Genomic DNA, 15,401 nt, shown 5'->3' on the forward strand with positions numbered 1-15,401 from the left:
GGTCGACGGCGGCACGGGCCGGTGTGACTTTGGCGTCGGCTCCCACCCCGAGCCCGGCCGCGGGATGCGTGGGAGGCCGTGCGGTGCGTACAGTTCCGGGTCGGATCTGGGGTGGGCCGGTTAGCGCCGGCTCAGGGAACGGGACGAGACAGCGACAGCATGACGGCGGAAAATCTTACCGAAACCGGTCAGCACGGCATTGACCGCAGCCAGCTCGAAACCTGTCTCAGCGTCTTCGAGGCGTTGGAGGATCTGCCGCCGGACCACCCCGACGTGGTGCGGGTGCAGCGGGCCACCGCGAAGCTCTACAAGATGATCAAGCAGCGGCGACGCGAGGAGCGGCGGGACGCCATCGCGGCGGCCGACCGCGCCGTGACGGCGGCCACCGCCACCGGCGCCCCCGGCCGGATCGACGACGAGACCCAGGGCATCCCGCTCGCCTCCCCCACCGAGGGCGCCACGGCCGGTTTCCTGCACAACCCGCGCGGTTGCTACGTCTGCAAGCAGCGCTATCGCGAGGTGGACGCCTTCTACCACCAACTCTGCCCGTCCTGCGCGGCGCTCAACCGGGAGCGGCGAGACGCCCGCACCGACCTGACCGGCCGGCGGGCGCTGCTCACCGGTGGCCGGGCGAAGATCGGCATGTACATCGCCCTACGGCTGCTGCGCGACGGCGCGCACACCACCGTGACCACCCGGTTTCCGCACGACGCGGTGCGCCGATTCGCCGCGATGCCGGACAGCGACCAGTGGCTGCACCGCCTGCGGATCGTCGGGATCGACCTGCGCGACCCCGCCCAGGTGATCGCCCTCGCCGACTCCGTCAGCAGCCAGGGACCACTCGACATCCTGATCAACAACGCGGCGCAGACCGTGCGCCGCACGCCCGGGGCGTACGCCCAACTGGCCGCCGCGGAGGCGGCCGCCCTGCCGGACGGTCCGCTGCCCGAGATGATCACGTTCGCCAAGCCGGGTGGCTGGGGCGACCCGGCGGGCAGCCTGACCGCCGCGCCGGAGTCGACCGCGATCACTCCGCACGCGCTCACCGCGCTGGCGCTGACCAGCGGCTCGGCCTCGCCGGAACGGATCGCGGCGGCCACCGCGATCGACGCCGGCGGTCTGGTGCCGGACCTCGACCCGGTCAACAGCTGGGTGCAGCGGGTGCACGAGGTCGACCCGGTCGAGTTGCTCGAAGTGCAACTGTGCAACGTGACCGCGCCGTTCGTGCTGGTCAGTCGGCTGCGCCCGGCGATGGCAGCGGCGAGCGCACGCCGCAAGTACGTGGTGAACGTGTCGGCGATGGAGGGGCAGTTCGCGCGCGGCTACAAGGGGGCGGGGCACCCGCACACCAACATGGCCAAGGCCGCGTTGAACATGCTGACCCGCACCAGCGCCGAGGAGATGCTCGCCGACGGCATCCTGATGACCAGCGTCGACACCGGCTGGATCACCGACGAGCGGCCGCACCCGACGAAGATGCGGCTGGCGGACGCGGGCTTCCACGCCCCGCTGGACCTGGTCGACGGCGCGGCCCGGGTGTACGACCCGATCGTCCGCGGGGAGCAGGGCGAAGACCTGTACGGCTGCTTCCTGAAGGACTACGCGCCCTGCGCCTGGTGATCGGCACGCAACTCATTGCGACCGGGACGGCAGGAGCTGCCGGGTCGCTTGGACATCGGCGTGCTCGAAGCTGGTAGCCGCCGCAGGACCCAACCGGCGCCGCCGCACGTGGTCTTCGCGGCGCTCACCGAGCCGGACCGCGACCCGGCCCGTCCGTGGCTGCTGCTCCTGGACGACGAAGAACGGCCGCGGACGCTCGACGCCCACGAGCCCGCCCTCGTCGTGTGGTCCTCGATCTGGATCAGGCGGCCGGACGCCCTTGTGCGCTTCGACCTGGCGACCGACGGCGGCGGTGGGACCGATCTGCGCTGGACCCTCCTGCTGGCAGCGCCACTGCCGGACCCGGCGCTGCTCGGGCACCTGCGCAAGCGGGTCAACCAGTTGATCAACGCGAACCTGCGGTGCACGTTCGGCCAGTGAGGCCCGCGCGCCCGCCCAGCTCTTGACCGCGGAATGTGATCGGCTTAACTTCATCAATCAGAAAGGTCTCTTAACTAATTCCGCTCCATTCACCGTGGAGAGTGCCGATGCGACCATTCCGTCCCCGCCGCCTCACCGCCCTCGTCGCCCTGGCGACCCTGCTGGTCACCGCCGCCCCGCCCGCCGCCGCCAGCGCCGGTGCCAGCTCACACCGCCGCGACGGCTACCACCGGGTCGGCTACTTCACCCAGTGGGGCATCTACGGCCGCGCCTTCCCCGTCAAGAAGCTCGACACCTCGGGGGCGGCGAGCCGCCTCACTCACATCAACTACGCCTTCGGCAACGTGAGCGAGGACGGGCGCTGCTTTGTCGACGGCGGGCCCGGCGAGGGCGACGCCTGGGCCGACTATCAGCGTCCCGTCCCGGCGGAGGAGAGCGTCGACGGCGTTGCCGACGCGTGGGGCGAACCGCTCAACGGCAACTTCGGCCAACTGGCCAAGCTCAAGGCGAAGCACCCCGACCTGAAGGTGCTGATCTCGCTGGGCGGCTGGAGCTGGTCCACGTACTTCTCGAACGCGGCCCGCACCGACGCCTCCCGCAAGGCGTTCGTCGCCTCGTGCATCGACCTCTACCTCAAGGGAAACCTGCCGAACCTGGACGGCGGCAGCGGCGGACCCGGTTCCGGCGCCGGCGTCTTCGACGGCATCGACCTGGACTGGGAGTGGCCGAACTGGCCGGGCGAGCCGGGCAACGTGATCCGCCCGGAGGACCGGCAGAACTTCACCAAGCTGCTCGCCGAGTTCCGCCGGCAACTCGACGCCTACGGCCGGACGACCCGCACGCACCACCCGCTGACCGCGTTCCTGCCGGCCAACCCGGCGGCCATGGACGCCGGATTCGAGGGCCGCAAGATCTTCAAGTACCTGGACTTCGCGACGGTCCAGGGGTACGACTTCCACGGCTCGTGGGACGCGGTGACCAACCAGCAGTCGGCGCTGCGCGTGCCGGCGGGCGCGCCGGACGACCCGGACTTCTCGGTCGAGGTGGCGATCGACGGCTGGATCGCCCGCGGGGCGCCGCGCGGCAAGCTGGTCCTCGGGATCCCGTACTACGGCCAGGGTTGGACCGGGGTCACCGGCGGCGGTGACGGCCTGTTCCAGCCCGCCGCCGGGCCCGCGCCGGCCACCTTCGCAGCCGGCTACGAGGACTACAAGCAGCTCAAGACCCTGCCCGGCAACGGCTACAGCGTCCACCGCGACCTGCGCTCCGGGCACGCCTGGTTGTTCGACGGCACGACCCTCTGGACGTACGACGATCCGGCGGTCGTGCTGCAGAAGATGCTCTACATCCGGCGGGCCGGCCTGGCCGGCGCGATGGCCTGGTCGTTGGACGGCGACGACGACAACGCCACCCTGACCAGGACGATGAGCCTCGGGCTCACGACGCGCTAGCCGTACCTCACGACGCCGGCCTGCCACCGACCAGTCCTCGGTCGGTGGCAGGCCGGTGGCCGTTTCAGTGCCCCACGCCCGGCCCCGGTTCGGCCGGGAGCGGCGCGGCGTCGCTGGTGGCTACGGCTCGGGCCGGGCCGTCGGTCGTCGGTACCGCCGCCTCGGTCGCCATCCGTCCCGCGCGCGACCTGGCCGCCGTCGCGGCGGTGCGCCGGATCATGCGCGGCGTCACCCGCCGGTAGGCGCCCGGATCGACCGGCAGCAGCCACTGCCGGGCGCGGGTCAGGGGGCCGACGTTGAGACCGAGTTCGTCGAGCACCTCGTCGATGTTGTGCATCGAGAACGGGATGATGTTCGTGCCGCGGGCGTGGTGTCCGCCGGTGCGCTCCTGCATCCAGGCCAGGCGGTCCCGCACCTGCGCCCGCATCTCCTCGGCGCCCGGCAGCGTGACCCCGCCCCGCAGGTACGCGGCGATCCACACCGCCGCCATCTCCGCGCTGAGCGGGCTGAAGAACGACGAGTTGTAGCCGGCGAAGGTCAGGCACGGGACGTCGATCGGCAGGATCTGCCGGTGCAGCATGAAGTTGCCCGCGCCGTCCTCCAGCCGGGCGTGCAGCGCGGCGTCGAAGAAGGGCACGTGCTGCCGGAAGCCGGTGCCACAGATCACCAGGTCGGCGGGGAGCACCGTGCCGTCGGCGAGACGGGCGGCCGGTCGTCCGCCGTCGACCAGGAGTTCGCTGATCACGCGGTCGCGGTGGACGGTGATCCGGCCGTCCGCGACGCGCTCGGGAAAGCCCTCGGTGGCGAGGCTGACGGTGCTGCGGGCGATGTCCGCGAACGTGCCGTGCGGCACCAGATCCAGCTCCCGCAGCTTGAGCTGCCGGGTGGCGGCGTCGCCGACGCGGCGCAGCATCGCCTGGCGTACGCCGTCGCCGGGGCCGTGCAGGAACCGCTCGAAGCCCTTCAGCGTGATGTAGCGGAACAGTCCCTCGCCCATCCGGGTGAGCAGGAGGTACTTGTAGTTCACCGGGCCGAGCTTCCTCGGCATCTTCCAGAGCAGCTCGCGGGCGACGAGGTGGGTCTGCGCCGCGACGTCGCTGAGGGGCACCGCCACGTCGCACGACGACTTGCCGTGCCCGACCACGACAACGTGCCTGCCCCGGGCCGTCTCCAGGTCGTGGAACCCGCCGGCGGCCAGGACGCGTCCCCCGGCGGCGACGAAGTCCTCCCGGCCGGGAAACGGCGGGATGTACGGGTCGGAGAAGATGCCGTTCGCGACGGTGAGGTGGTCGTACCGCTCCCAGGTCACCGGTTCGTCGCTGCCCGCCGGCCGGAAGCCGATCCGCCACCCCGTCTCCCCGTCGACGAGTTCGGCGGAGACGACCTCGGTGGACAGGCGCAGCACGGGGCCGAGCCCGAACAGGTCCGCGTAGCTCTCCAGGTAGCGCTGGACCTGCTCACCGGTCAGCCACTGTGGGTAGTGCGCGGGCATCGGCAGGTCGGAGAGGTGGTAAGTGCCCTTGTCGTTCTGGGTCTGCAGACCGGGGTAGCGCCGGGTGCGACTCCACACGCCCCCGACGTCGGGGGTCTTCTCGAACACGGTGACGTCGAACCCGCTCTGCCGCAGCACCTTCGCTGCGCTCAGTCCGCCGAATCCGGCCCCGACGACGGCGATCTTCATGACGACCTCCAGAGAGGATGGCGGCTGACGCGACCGCGGCGGCGGATGGCCGCCGATGTCCGCACGCTATCCAGCACCGCGGCGGCGTCGCTATCCGCCGGGCGCGGGGGCTGTCCGGGGTACGCGGGAAGCGGCAACTGTCGGATCAGCGGCTCGGCGAGCGGGCACGCCGTACCGCTCCCCTACGGTCGGGGCAGCCCAGCGGGGTCGGGAGGTGCCGGTGGACGCCGTGACGGTCCGGACGAACGACATCGAGCACGCTCGCAGCGAGGTGGGCCGCGTCTTCTGCCCCCACCGGCTCACGCCGCAGTCGGGCGTACGCGAGGTCCGCCTGCGGATGACCTCGCACCGGGTGGCCGGCGTGGGCGTGGTCGACCTCGACTACGGGCGGGCGGTACGCATCCAGCCGGGCCCGCTGGGGTCCTTCTATCTTGTGCAGATCCCCCTCGGGGGCGGCGCGGTCATCCGGCACGCCGGGCGGACCGTGACCTCCACCCCCGAGACGGCCTCCGTCCTCTCCCCCTTCGACGCCTCGGACATGCACTGGGCCGAGGGGTCGCCGCACCGGATCTTCTACGCCGACCAGCGCGCCCTGGACCGGGAACTGGCCCGGCTGCTGGGCCGTCCCGCGGACGGTCCGGTCCGCTTCGACCCCGGGATGGCCATGGGCACTCCCGCAGCCCTGGCGTGGACGCGCGGGGTGGACTTCCTCGCCACCGAGCTGGCGCAGCCCGGGGGCGGGTCGCTGCTGGACCATCCCCTGGTCGCCGGCCGGCTCGCCCGGGCCCTGATCGGCAAGCTGCTGCTGACCCACCAGCACACCTGGAGCGGTCTGCTCGCCGCGCCGGCCCGGCACCCGGCACCGGGGCGGCTGGTGCGGCGGGCCTGCGCCCTGATCCAGGACCACCACGCCGAGACCCTGACGGTCGGGGACGTGGCGGAGACCCTGCAGGTCAGCGTCCGGACGCTGCAGGACTGCTTCCGCCGGGAGTTGGCGACGACGCCGACGGCGTACCTGCGCGCGTGCCGGCTCGACGCGGTGCACCGGACGCTGCGCACGGCCGGGGCCGGCGCCTCCGTCACGGCCGTGGCCCTCGCGCACGGCTTCGCCCACCTGGGGCGCTTCGCCGGCGAGTACCGGGCCCGCTTCGGCGAACCGCCGTCGGCCACCCTGCGTCGCTGACGTCCTCCGGGCGGAGCCAAATCTATTGACAATCGATAGGTGGCGAGCGAAACTCGATACATGGTCACAGAAAATCGGGCGGTAGCCCCACTCAGAGTGTTCCTGGTGCTGCTCTTCGGGATCCTGGTCGTGTTCCAGACCCTCTCGCTGCCCGGGCAGTTCGCGTACATGGCCGAGCAGGATCCGGAGCACGCCTACCTGAGGTGGCCGGCGACGGCCGTGTCGGTCTTCTGGGTGCTCTGCGTCCAGGTGGTGATCGTCGCCACCTGGAAGCTGCTCACCCTGGTCAAGAACGACCGCATCTTCACCCAGGACGCCCTGGCCTGGGTGGACGCGATCGTGTGGGCCATCGCGGCCGCGTGGGTGGTGCTCCTGGGCGTGTTCCTCTACATCGGCTTCAACGCCGACGACCCGGGGCTGCCACTCCTGCTGTTCCTGACGTTGGTCGGGGTCGCCGTGCTGGGGCTCCTCATGGTGGTGATGCGGGCACTGCTGCGGCAGGCCACCACCCTGCGGACCGACATGGAAGCGGTGATCTGATGCCGATCGTGGTGCGCATCGACGTCGAGTTGGCCAAACGCAAGATGAGCGTGGGCGAGTTCGCCGAGCGGGTCGGGCTCACGCCGGCGAACATCGCGGTGCTGAAGAACGGTCGCGCCAAGGCCGTCCGCTTCAGCACCCTGGAAGCCATGTGCCGGGTGCTCGACTGTCAGCCCGGCGACCTGCTCGAGTGGGTCGACGAGTGATCCGGCGGGCGCCCCGGCGTCCCGGCTACGAGGCCAGAACCAGCTCGCGCAGCTTGCCGTCGAGGGTCGCCGCGTCCACCCCGCCCGGCCAGCCCCGCAGCAGTGCGCCGTCCTTGGCGATCACCACCACGGCCGGGGGCTCGCGGACCGCGTACGCCCGCCAGATCGCGCCGTCGTCGTCGAGGACGACCGGGTACTCCACCCGGTGCTCCCGCAGGTACCGCTGCACGTCCGGCGCCTTGTCCTCGGTGGCCACTCCCACGAACACCACCCTGTCCCGGTGGGTGCGGGCCAGCTCGCTCAGCGCGTCCTGTCGCTGCGCGCACACGCTGCACCAGGAGCTGAAGAAGACCAGCACGACCGGGCGGGTGGCCCACAGGTCGGCGAAGGCGACGGTGCTGCCGTCGGTGAGCGCGCCGCTGACGGCGGGCGCGCCGGGCGCCCCGGGCGGGGCCGGACGCAGCGCCAGTCCCGCCGGTACCGGACCGGGCAGCACGGCGGCCCCACCGGCGACCGGCTGCGGCCGCCCCGACGGGTCGTCGTCGGCCGAGCAGGCGGTCGCGGAGAGGGCCGTGACCAGCGCCAGCGCGGCGGCGGCCAGGCACCGGGCGCGGCGGGTCATGACGGCACCACCGCGACGAGCGCCGGCCCTTCGCTGTCGTTGGCGGTGAGGGCGATCGGTGGCTGCCCGTCGACGACCAGCCGGTAGGCGTCCCGCGCGGCCACATTGACCGGCACGGCGAACTCGCAGTACGTCGGCACGCGCGCCACCTCCAGGTCCTCCTCGAACGTCGCCACCGAGGTGCCCGGCGGCAGCGCGCCCTCGGCGAGCGTCCGCCCGCCGGCGTCGATCACCTGGAACGGCGCCCGATTGTGAAAGTGGGTGTACGGGCCGGTGCCGGCGCACTCCACGCCCTCCGGCCGGATGTTGATGTCCCGCACGAGCACCCGCACGGTCATCGCCGAGCGGGCCTCCTCGGCGTCTCCACAGGCCGCCAGCGCGCCGGTGAGCAACGACGATAGCCACAGCGCTGCGAGCAGGCGCCGCATCTGTCCTCCAGGTCGTCGGGGTGCGTCCCGAGTGGTGGCCGTCCGAACAGCCACCACCCGGGCCGCGCCGCGGATCAGCCGAGCAGCGCGCGCGGTCGTTCGACCCGGCACTGGCTGGTCACGGTCTTGCTGGGGTCGCTCACCGAGGTGGCGGTGAGCGTCACCAGGGTGGTCGCGCTCGCCCGGGCGTCGGCGCCCACCGAGACGCTGACCGGGGCCTTCTCACCGAACTCGGCCGTGGCCAGCGCGTTCGGCAGCTCCACCCGCCAGCCCCTGCCGGCGACGCTCGCCGAGAGCCGGTACACGTCGGACTGCAGGTACGCGGCGGCGTCCTCCGGGTGCTGCTGCTCGCCCGCGACGTACCTGCCCGTGTTGGTCAGGTCGAAGGCGCAGGTCGCGCCCTTGCCGCTCGGCTTGCCCCGGGTGACCAGCTTGCCCTTGGAGAGCTTCACGCCGTGCGCGCTCGGGCCCGCGCCGTCCAGCGAACGGACCGCCACCGTGTACGACAGCACCCCGTTGCCGTCCCGCCGGAGGTTGAGCACGTAGAAGTGCAGCCGGTTGGCCTCGTCCACGTACTCGTACTCGCTGCCGGAGTTGGCGCCGGCGTGGAACAGCGCGTCGGAGAGCTGCCGGTAGTCGCCCATGGTGATCTTCTGCGGGGTGCCGTTCGGCTGGTAGAAGTCCACCATGTCGATGTCCTGCGGGTTGGCGTCGACGACCCACTGGAACGGGGCGCTGTCGGTGTTCTTGGTCTTGCTGATCAGCACGCCGTTGTCCGGGGTGAACGAGTCGGCGCCCATCCGGTCGACGACCTCGAGGGTGTAGTTGTTGAACCGGCCGCCGTCGCAGAGCGGGTCGGTGGTGACGGTGCAGGACGGGGAGCGGTCCTGGTCCATGGCGATGTTGAGGCCGGTCAGCCCGCCCTGGCCGGCGTCGACCGCGCGGGCGGTGACGTCGGCGACGACGAGGCCGGAGGAGGCCAGCGCCTCCCGCGACAGGCGGAGCACGTGCTCCTCACCGACCAGACCGATCTTCATCTTGTCCCGCAGGGTGTGCAGCGAGCCCATCGAGCCGCCGTTGACCGGGGGGATCTGCCAGCGGGTGTGCGGGCCGCCGGGCCCGTTGAAGGAGCCGCGCGACATCATGCTCCAGATGCCGGTGTACGCGCGTCGCAGCGGGGTGCCGTACGGGTTGTTGTAGTTGTCCCCGATGCTCAGCAGGTGGCTCAGCTCGTGGGCGTACACGCCCATGCCGGAGCTCTCCGCCTGGGTCGACGAGCCACCGCCCGCGTTCGGCCAGATGGTGGCCGCCGCCTTCCAGGAGGTCCAGTCGACGTAGCGGGTCTTCGCGTAGTTGGGCAGCGCCGGGTCCGGCGGGCCCCACGCGTCCGGCACGTCCTCCTTGGTCTGGAACATCATCTGGCCGAACTCCTGCCAGGTGGAGGACTCGTCCTGACCGGCGGAGAGGATGAAGACCAGCTCGAAGCTGTTCGCCACCTCCTCGCCGACCGCCGCGCGCCAGGCGCCCAGCCCGTCGGTCCGGATGTTCTTCGCGCACGTCTCCCCCGACGGGCAGGCGCCGGGGTTGAAGCCGTTGTCGATGCCGTACTGGTAGGACTTCGCGGGCATCTCGTACGGGCCGAAGCCGTTGAGGTCCACGCCGTAGCGGCCGTTGGAGTCCTGCATCCAGTACTCGTGCAGGGTGTGTCCCCGGTTCAGCTCGCCGGGCTTGTTGAGGAAGTCCGTGTAGAACGGCGCGACCTGGTTCCGCGGCACGTTGGCGGCGGTCGCCTGGGGGTTGCCGAACACCGTGGAGCCGGCCGGCTGGGTGATGACGAACGGCTGGTCCGGGTAGTCCAGGGTGACCAGCGCGATCTTGAAGTTGCGGACCGACCCGCGCACGGTGGGGTCGGCCCAGTTCCTGTTGGGGACGGGGACGTAGTCGTCCCAGGTCATCGTGTCCGGGTTCTGCCAGTTCTGCGGGTCGAGCACCTGGAACGGGGCGGGCCCGTCCGGTGGGCCGCCCGGTGCGGCGGTGGCCGGCTGCGTGGCGCCGGTCGCGACCAGGACGGTCGCGACCGCGGCGGCCAGCACCGAACGCCACGCCGCGCGCCTGGTGGGCAGAAGGTGCATCGGGTCACCTCTCAGGTCGAGGGCTGGTGAGGGCGCGCCGATCGGGGCCGGCAGCGCTCACCGTCCGCATGATCACGCCCGATCATGAATCTAGGAGCCGGCCCGTCACGCGGTCACTGTGCAGATGTCGGCAGATAGACCGGCAGCACTTCCGACACGTGCAGGACACTCGCCCGCGCCGAGGTCCGGTCGGGGCGTTGCCGGTGTTCCGGCCGAGGACGGCCGTGGCCGGCACGGGTGGGCCCGCGCCGGCCACGTTCTCGGTGGTGGTTCAGCTGCCGTACGCCTCCAACTCCCAGAGCGAGTGGCCCCACGGGGTGCCCCGGGCCGTGCCGTAGATCCGTAGGTAGCGACCGTTGGCGCCGAGGGCGGCGTGCTCGTCCACGCCGCCGTCGGCCCCGGTCACCGTCTTCACGTTGCTCCAGGTGGTGCCGTCGTTCGACGTCTGGATGATGTACGCGCTGCTGTACGCCGCCTCCCAGCTCAGCTTGACCCGGCCGATCGCGGTCGGGCTGCCGAGGTCGACCCGGATCCACTGCGGGTCGGAGAACGCGCTCGACCAGCGAGTGGTGAGGCTGCCGTCGACCGCCTGGGCGCCGGCGACGTCGGCTCCCTCGTTGCTGGAGGTCAACGTCGGCTTGTTCAGCAACAGGTTCGTACCCGGGCCGGTCGGGCCACCGGTGCCGCCGTAGACCTCGAACTCGAAGAGCGAGTAGCCCCAGGCGGTGCCGCGGGTGGTGCCGGTGAGCCGGACATACCTACCGGTGCCGGTGAGCCCGGTCAGGTCGTCCACGCCGCCGTCGCCGCCGGTCACCGTCCGGATCGGAGTGAAGTTGACCCCGTCCGGCGAGGTCTGGATCTGGTAGCCGCTGCCGTACGCCGCCTCCCAGGTCAGCTTGACCCGGTTGATGTCGTACGTGGCGCCCAGGTCCACGTCGATCCACTGCGGATCGCTGAACGCGCTGCCCCAGCGGGTGCCGAGCGCGCCGTCGAAGGCGTTCGCCGCGGTGAACGCGCCCTCGAAACTGGACGCCCGGGCGGGCTTGCCCTTGGCCAGGTTCCCGGTCGGCGGGTCCGGGTCCGGACCCGGGCCGCCGGGGGTGGTGGAGAGGGTGAACTCGTCGATGTCGAACCACGGGCCGGTGCCCTTGAAGACCAGGAAGAGGGTCCGGGTGCCGGTCGGGGCGGTGATCCCGCCGGTGACCGTGGCGAAGTTGGCGTACCCGCCGGTGGGTACGACGGTGGCCGAACCGACCAGCGGCCCGGTGGGCGAATCGACCCGCAGCTCCAGTGTGCCGCCGCCGCCGGCCGGAGCGCCGACCCGGGCACTGAACGACTGGACGCCGGTCAGGTTGTACGGACGGAACGAGATCCAGTCGTTGTTGTCGATGTAGCCGACCGCGGCGCCGCCGTGCCCGGCTGCCCCGGCGACGATCTGGACGCCGGAGGAGTCGCCGAAGTGCTCCGCCTGGCGCACCCGGGGCTGGAGCACGGCCTGGGTGTGCGTGGTCAGTGCCGGCTGGCCACCTCCGCCGAGGTCGGTGTACTCGGCGTCGATGATGCCGAAGATGTTCGCCGCGGTGTCGTGCTCGCCGTCGGCCGAGGTCTGGATGACCCCGGAGCAGCCCTGCACGCTGCCGAGCTGGTGGCCGTGCGAGTCGTGACCGAGGACGTAGTTCACCTTCACCCGGGCACAGTTGACGGCACCGTCCTGGGCGTCGGTGACGGTCACGGTGAACGGCACCGCGTCGCCGAAGTTGAAGGTCTGCCCGTTCAACGGGGTGTTCACGGTGACGACCGGGGCGCTGTTGCCGACCGTGACGACCACGCTGGCGGTGGCGGTCTTGCCGGTGCTGTCCCGCACCGTCAGGGTCGGGCTGCGGGTCCCGTTGGTGGTGTAGGTGAAGCTCGGGTTCGCCGCGGTCGAGTCGGTGGTGCCGTTGTTGTCGAAGTCCCAGGCGTAGGTGAACGGGTCACCGTCCGGGTCGAGGGTGCCGGCCGAGGAGAACGCCACGGTCAGCGGCGCGACGCCGCTGGTCGGGGTGGCCGAGACCACCGCGCGTGGCGCCCGGCCCTCGCGGGCGTACTCGATCCGGTACAGCGCCGAGTTGGCGTCGCCGTTGAACCAGCCGGTGCCGTAGTCGAGCACGTAGAGCGCGCCGTCCGGGCCGAACTCCATGTCCATGACCTGCGTGCCGGTCCACGGGAACGGGTTGATCTTCAACGGCTGGCCGGCCGGGTCGAGCTTGATGTTCTTGATCCAGCGGCGACCGAACTCACCGGCGAAGTAGGTCCCGTCGTAGTACTCCGGGAACGCCACGTCCGAGGTGTTGTTCGGGTCGTACCGGTAGACCGGGCCGCCCATCGGGGACAGGCCGCCGCCGGTGAACTCCGGCGGGGAGCCGGAACCGCCGTACGGCAGCCACGCCGGGATGGCCGGCGGCAGCTGGGTGATGCCGGTGTTGTTGGGCGAGTTGTTCACCGGCCCGTTGGCGCAGTCGAACTTCGGCCCGGACGGGCCGGACGGGAAGGTGTAGTCGTTGTAGGCGTCGTTGCGGGCGGTGCAGTACGGCCAGCCGTAGAAGCCGGGCCGGTCGATGCGGGCGAACTCCACGTTGCCCGCCGGTCCCCGGTTCGGGTCGGCGGTGCCCGCGTCGGGACCGTAGTCACCGAGGTAGACGATGCCGGTGGCCTTGTCGACGCTCATCCGGAACGGGTTGCGGAAGCCCATCGCGTAGATCTCCGGGCGGGTCCGCGCGGTGCCCGGGGCGAACATGTTGCCGGCCGGAACGGTGTAGCCGCCGGCCGCGCTCGGCTTGATCCGGAGCACCTTTCCGCGCAGGTCGTTGCTGTTCGCCGAGGTGCGCTGGGCGTCGAAGGCCGGGTTACGGCCGGCCCGCTCGTCGATCGGGGTGAACCCGGCCGAGTCGAAGGGGTTGGTGTCGTCGCCGGTGGACAGGTAGAGGTTGCCCGCCGCGTCGAAGTCCATGTCGCCGCCGACGTGGCAGCACATGCCCCGACTGGTCGGTACGTTCAGGATCAGCGTCTCGCTGGCCAGGTTGAGGGTGTTGTCGGCGTTCACGGTGAACCGGGACAGCCGGTTGACGCCGTCCCAGACGGCGAAGTCGGCCGGCGTGCCGGTGGCCGGCGCGCCGCCACCAGGGGTGCTCAGCGGTGGCGCGTAGTACGCGTACACCCAACGGTTGGTGGCGAAGTTCGGGTCGGCCTTGATGCCCTGCAGACCCTCCTCGTCGCCGGTGTAGACCGGCAGGGTGGCGGCGACCTTGGTGTTGCCGGCCGCGTCGGTGTGCCGGATCACGCCGTTGCGCGAGGTGTGCAGCACGCCCCGATCCGGTAGCACGGTGAGGCTCATCGGCTCGCCGGTCTCGGCCGCGCCCTTGGCCAGCTCCACCTGCTGGAAGTTGCTGTTGACGGTGGGGCCGCAGTCCGCGTCGACCGCGCCGGCCGCGCTTCTGATGCCGCCGAGCAGGTGCTGACGGAAGTTCGCCTCGGAGTACGACGCGTCGGTGTGCCCGAGGCCGGTGTACCAGGACCGGCCGCCGGAGTAGTTCTGGCACCATGAGATCGGGTGGTCGGCGCCCATGCTTCCGCCGGTGTAGGTGCTCTCGTCCAGGGTGGCCAGCACGTGCGCGTTGCCCCGGGGGTTGGTGCGGTAGTTGTACCACTCGTCCAGCCGGGTCCAGCGCTGCGGCAGCGTCTCGGTGGAGGGGTGCACCTGGTCGGCCACCTTGATGGTGGCGGTCTGGTCGGCCGGGTGCGAGGCGAAGTACGCCCCGACCAGCCCGCCGTACCAGGGCCAGTCGTACTCGGTGTCGGCGGCGGCGTGCACGCCCACGTATCCGCCGCCGCCCTGGATGTAGCGCTCGAACGCGGCCTGCTGGGTGGCGTTGAGGACGTCGCCGGTGGTGGAGAGCCAGATCACCGCGGCGAACCGGTCCAGGTTGGCGTCGGTGAACTGGGCCGAGTCCTCGGTGGTCTCGACGGTGAACCCGTTGGCGGCGCCGAGTTGCTGGATGACGGCGATGCCCGGGGCGATGGATCCGTGCCGGAAGCCGGCGGTCTTGCTGAACACCAGCACGGTGAACGGTGCGGCGTTCGCCGCGGGTGGCGTGGCGACTATGCCGCCCATCACGAGGATCGCGCTCAGCACGGCGCCGAGCCACGATCTCAGGGATCTGCGCACGGTGGGTCCTTTCGCGGTGCGGGGACGGCGTGCGCCGATCACGCCTGGTGGTGTGCGGGAGGTGGTGCCGGGCACATGCCCACGCCTCGCCCTGCGGCACCGTCGCCACCACGAGCGCGAAGACATGTAAATACATCGTTACGGCTGGATCACGAGCCCGTCAAGCACTCTCCCACCATCCGTGAGAGCGTTATCTCCGCAGCTCAGGGCCGACGGCCGAGCGGAGATCAGATTACGGTTTTCCGGGCCCGATCTCGCCACGCAGGCCGCGCACGAGGTTGTCGACCAGGGCGCGGGCGAAGTCCTCGGTGAGGGGCTGGTCGGGGATGAGCAGCCGGTGGTAGCAGGCCCCCCAGAGTTGGTCGACGACGACCTCGGGGTCGAGGTCGTCGCGCAACTGGCCTCGGGCCATCGCCCTGGTGAGGGCCTCGACGCCGAGGGCGCGACGCGGCGCGGAGTAGCGCTCACGGTAGGCGGCGGCCAGTTCGGGATCGGTCTGCGCCTGGGCGACGAGCTGGCTGATGACCCGCCCGGCCGGAGTGTCGGTCATAAGGTGGACGAAGGCGACGAGCTGGTTGGTCAGGTCGGCGACGACATCGCCGGTGTCGGGGAAGGCCAGCGTGTGGGCGACGACGGAGAAGTAGCCGTCCAGGGCGAGCGCGCCCTTGGAGGGCCACCACTTGTAGATCGTCATGCGGCTGGCGCCCGCCAGGGCCGCGACCTTCTCGATGGTGAAGCCGGCCATGCCCTCGGCCAGCAGGAGATTGCCGGCGGCGGCGAGGATCTCGGCCCGGACCTGGTCGGCTGGGCGCCGGCCTCGCCCACGGCGAGGCGGCGGGTCGGCGCCGGGAGTGAGCTGGGGCACGGTCCCTCCAGTTATATGGACAGGGTGTCTTCATCGTGGTTATATGGAC

At 71.4% G+C, this 15,401-nt stretch carries 12 protein-coding genes; 6 read left to right on the forward strand and 6 right to left on the reverse strand.

Annotated elements, in window-relative coordinates; all coding sequences use genetic code 11:
- Window positions 1–159: 159 nt before the first annotated feature.
- From ACIBBA_RS21900 to ACIBBA_RS21910, 3 genes are all read left to right on the forward strand, one after another.
- The gene (locus tag ACIBBA_RS21900) at window positions 160–1,620 is read left to right on the forward strand and encodes an SDR family NAD(P)-dependent oxidoreductase (RefSeq protein ID WP_396699812.1); all 1,461 of its coding nucleotides are present in this window, start codon (window positions 160–162) and stop codon (window positions 1,618–1,620) included.
- Between the two features lie 60 nt (window positions 1,621–1,680).
- Window positions 1,681–2,040, forward strand: a complete 360-nt coding sequence (locus ACIBBA_RS21905) for a hypothetical protein (protein WP_396699814.1) — start codon at window positions 1,681–1,683, stop codon at window positions 2,038–2,040.
- Window positions 2,041–2,147: 107 nt separating this feature from the next.
- On the forward strand, window positions 2,148–3,491 hold the full coding sequence (locus tag ACIBBA_RS21910) for a glycoside hydrolase family 18 protein (RefSeq protein ID WP_396699816.1): 1,344 nt from the start codon (window positions 2,148–2,150) through the stop codon (window positions 3,489–3,491).
- 64 nt (window positions 3,492–3,555) lie between these two features.
- Here ACIBBA_RS21910 and ACIBBA_RS21915 read toward each other — a convergent pair whose 3' ends face one another.
- On the reverse strand, window positions 3,556–5,172 hold the full coding sequence (locus ACIBBA_RS21915) for a flavin-containing monooxygenase (protein WP_396699818.1): 1,617 nt from the start codon (window positions 5,170–5,172) through the stop codon (window positions 3,556–3,558).
- 220 nt (window positions 5,173–5,392) lie between these two features.
- On the opposite strand from ACIBBA_RS21915, the gene ACIBBA_RS21920 reads away from it, so the two are divergent.
- From ACIBBA_RS21920 to ACIBBA_RS21930, 3 genes are read left to right on the forward strand one after another with little or no spacing between them, the layout of a single operon-like run.
- Window positions 5,393–6,355 carry an AraC family transcriptional regulator gene (locus tag ACIBBA_RS21920; RefSeq protein ID WP_396699820.1) on the forward strand — a complete coding sequence of 321 codons (963 nt, stop codon included), beginning with the start codon at window positions 5,393–5,395 and terminating at the stop codon, window positions 6,353–6,355.
- Window positions 6,356–6,415: 60 nt separating this feature from the next.
- Entirely contained in the window at window positions 6,416–6,895 is a 480-nt protein-coding gene (locus tag ACIBBA_RS21925) for a DUF2975 domain-containing protein (RefSeq protein ID WP_396699822.1), read from the forward strand.
- Complete coding sequence (locus tag ACIBBA_RS21930) at window positions 6,895–7,101, forward strand: helix-turn-helix transcriptional regulator (protein ID WP_120729441.1); 207 nt, start codon at window positions 6,895–6,897, stop codon at window positions 7,099–7,101. The genes ACIBBA_RS21925 and ACIBBA_RS21930 overlap by 1 nt, the downstream gene beginning before the upstream one ends.
- 25 nt (window positions 7,102–7,126) lie before the next feature.
- Here ACIBBA_RS21930 and ACIBBA_RS21935 read toward each other — a convergent pair whose 3' ends face one another.
- The 5 genes from ACIBBA_RS21935 to ACIBBA_RS21955 all read right to left on the reverse strand — a co-directional run bounded on the left by ACIBBA_RS21935 (window position 7,127) and on the right by ACIBBA_RS21955 (window position 15,352).
- Window positions 7,127–7,723: a TlpA family protein disulfide reductase gene (locus tag ACIBBA_RS21935; RefSeq protein ID WP_396699824.1), complete on the reverse strand. Its 597-nt coding sequence runs from the start codon at window positions 7,721–7,723 to the stop codon at window positions 7,127–7,129.
- On the reverse strand, window positions 7,720–8,151 hold the full coding sequence (locus tag ACIBBA_RS21940) for a hypothetical protein (RefSeq protein ID WP_396699827.1): 432 nt from the start codon (window positions 8,149–8,151) through the stop codon (window positions 7,720–7,722). The genes ACIBBA_RS21935 and ACIBBA_RS21940 overlap by 4 nt, the downstream gene beginning before the upstream one ends.
- A gap of 74 nt (window positions 8,152–8,225) precedes the next feature.
- Window positions 8,226–10,283, reverse strand: a complete 2,058-nt coding sequence (locus ACIBBA_RS21945) for a M6 family metalloprotease domain-containing protein (RefSeq protein WP_396699828.1) — start codon at window positions 10,281–10,283, stop codon at window positions 8,226–8,228.
- 271 nt (window positions 10,284–10,554) lie between these two features.
- Window positions 10,555–14,433 (reverse strand): ThuA domain-containing protein, encoded by a 3,879-nt coding sequence (locus tag ACIBBA_RS21950; protein WP_396699910.1) that lies wholly within the window; start codon window positions 14,431–14,433, stop codon window positions 10,555–10,557.
- Window positions 14,434–14,719: 286 nt separating this feature from the next.
- On the reverse strand, window positions 14,720–15,352 hold the full coding sequence (locus tag ACIBBA_RS21955) for a TetR/AcrR family transcriptional regulator C-terminal ligand-binding domain-containing protein (protein ID WP_396699829.1): 633 nt from the start codon (window positions 15,350–15,352) through the stop codon (window positions 14,720–14,722).
- Between the last annotated feature and the right edge of the window lie 49 nt (window positions 15,353–15,401).

This window comes from Micromonospora sp. NPDC051006, assembly GCF_044456245.1.
GTDB lineage: Bacteria > Actinomycetota > Actinomycetes > Mycobacteriales > Micromonosporaceae > Micromonospora.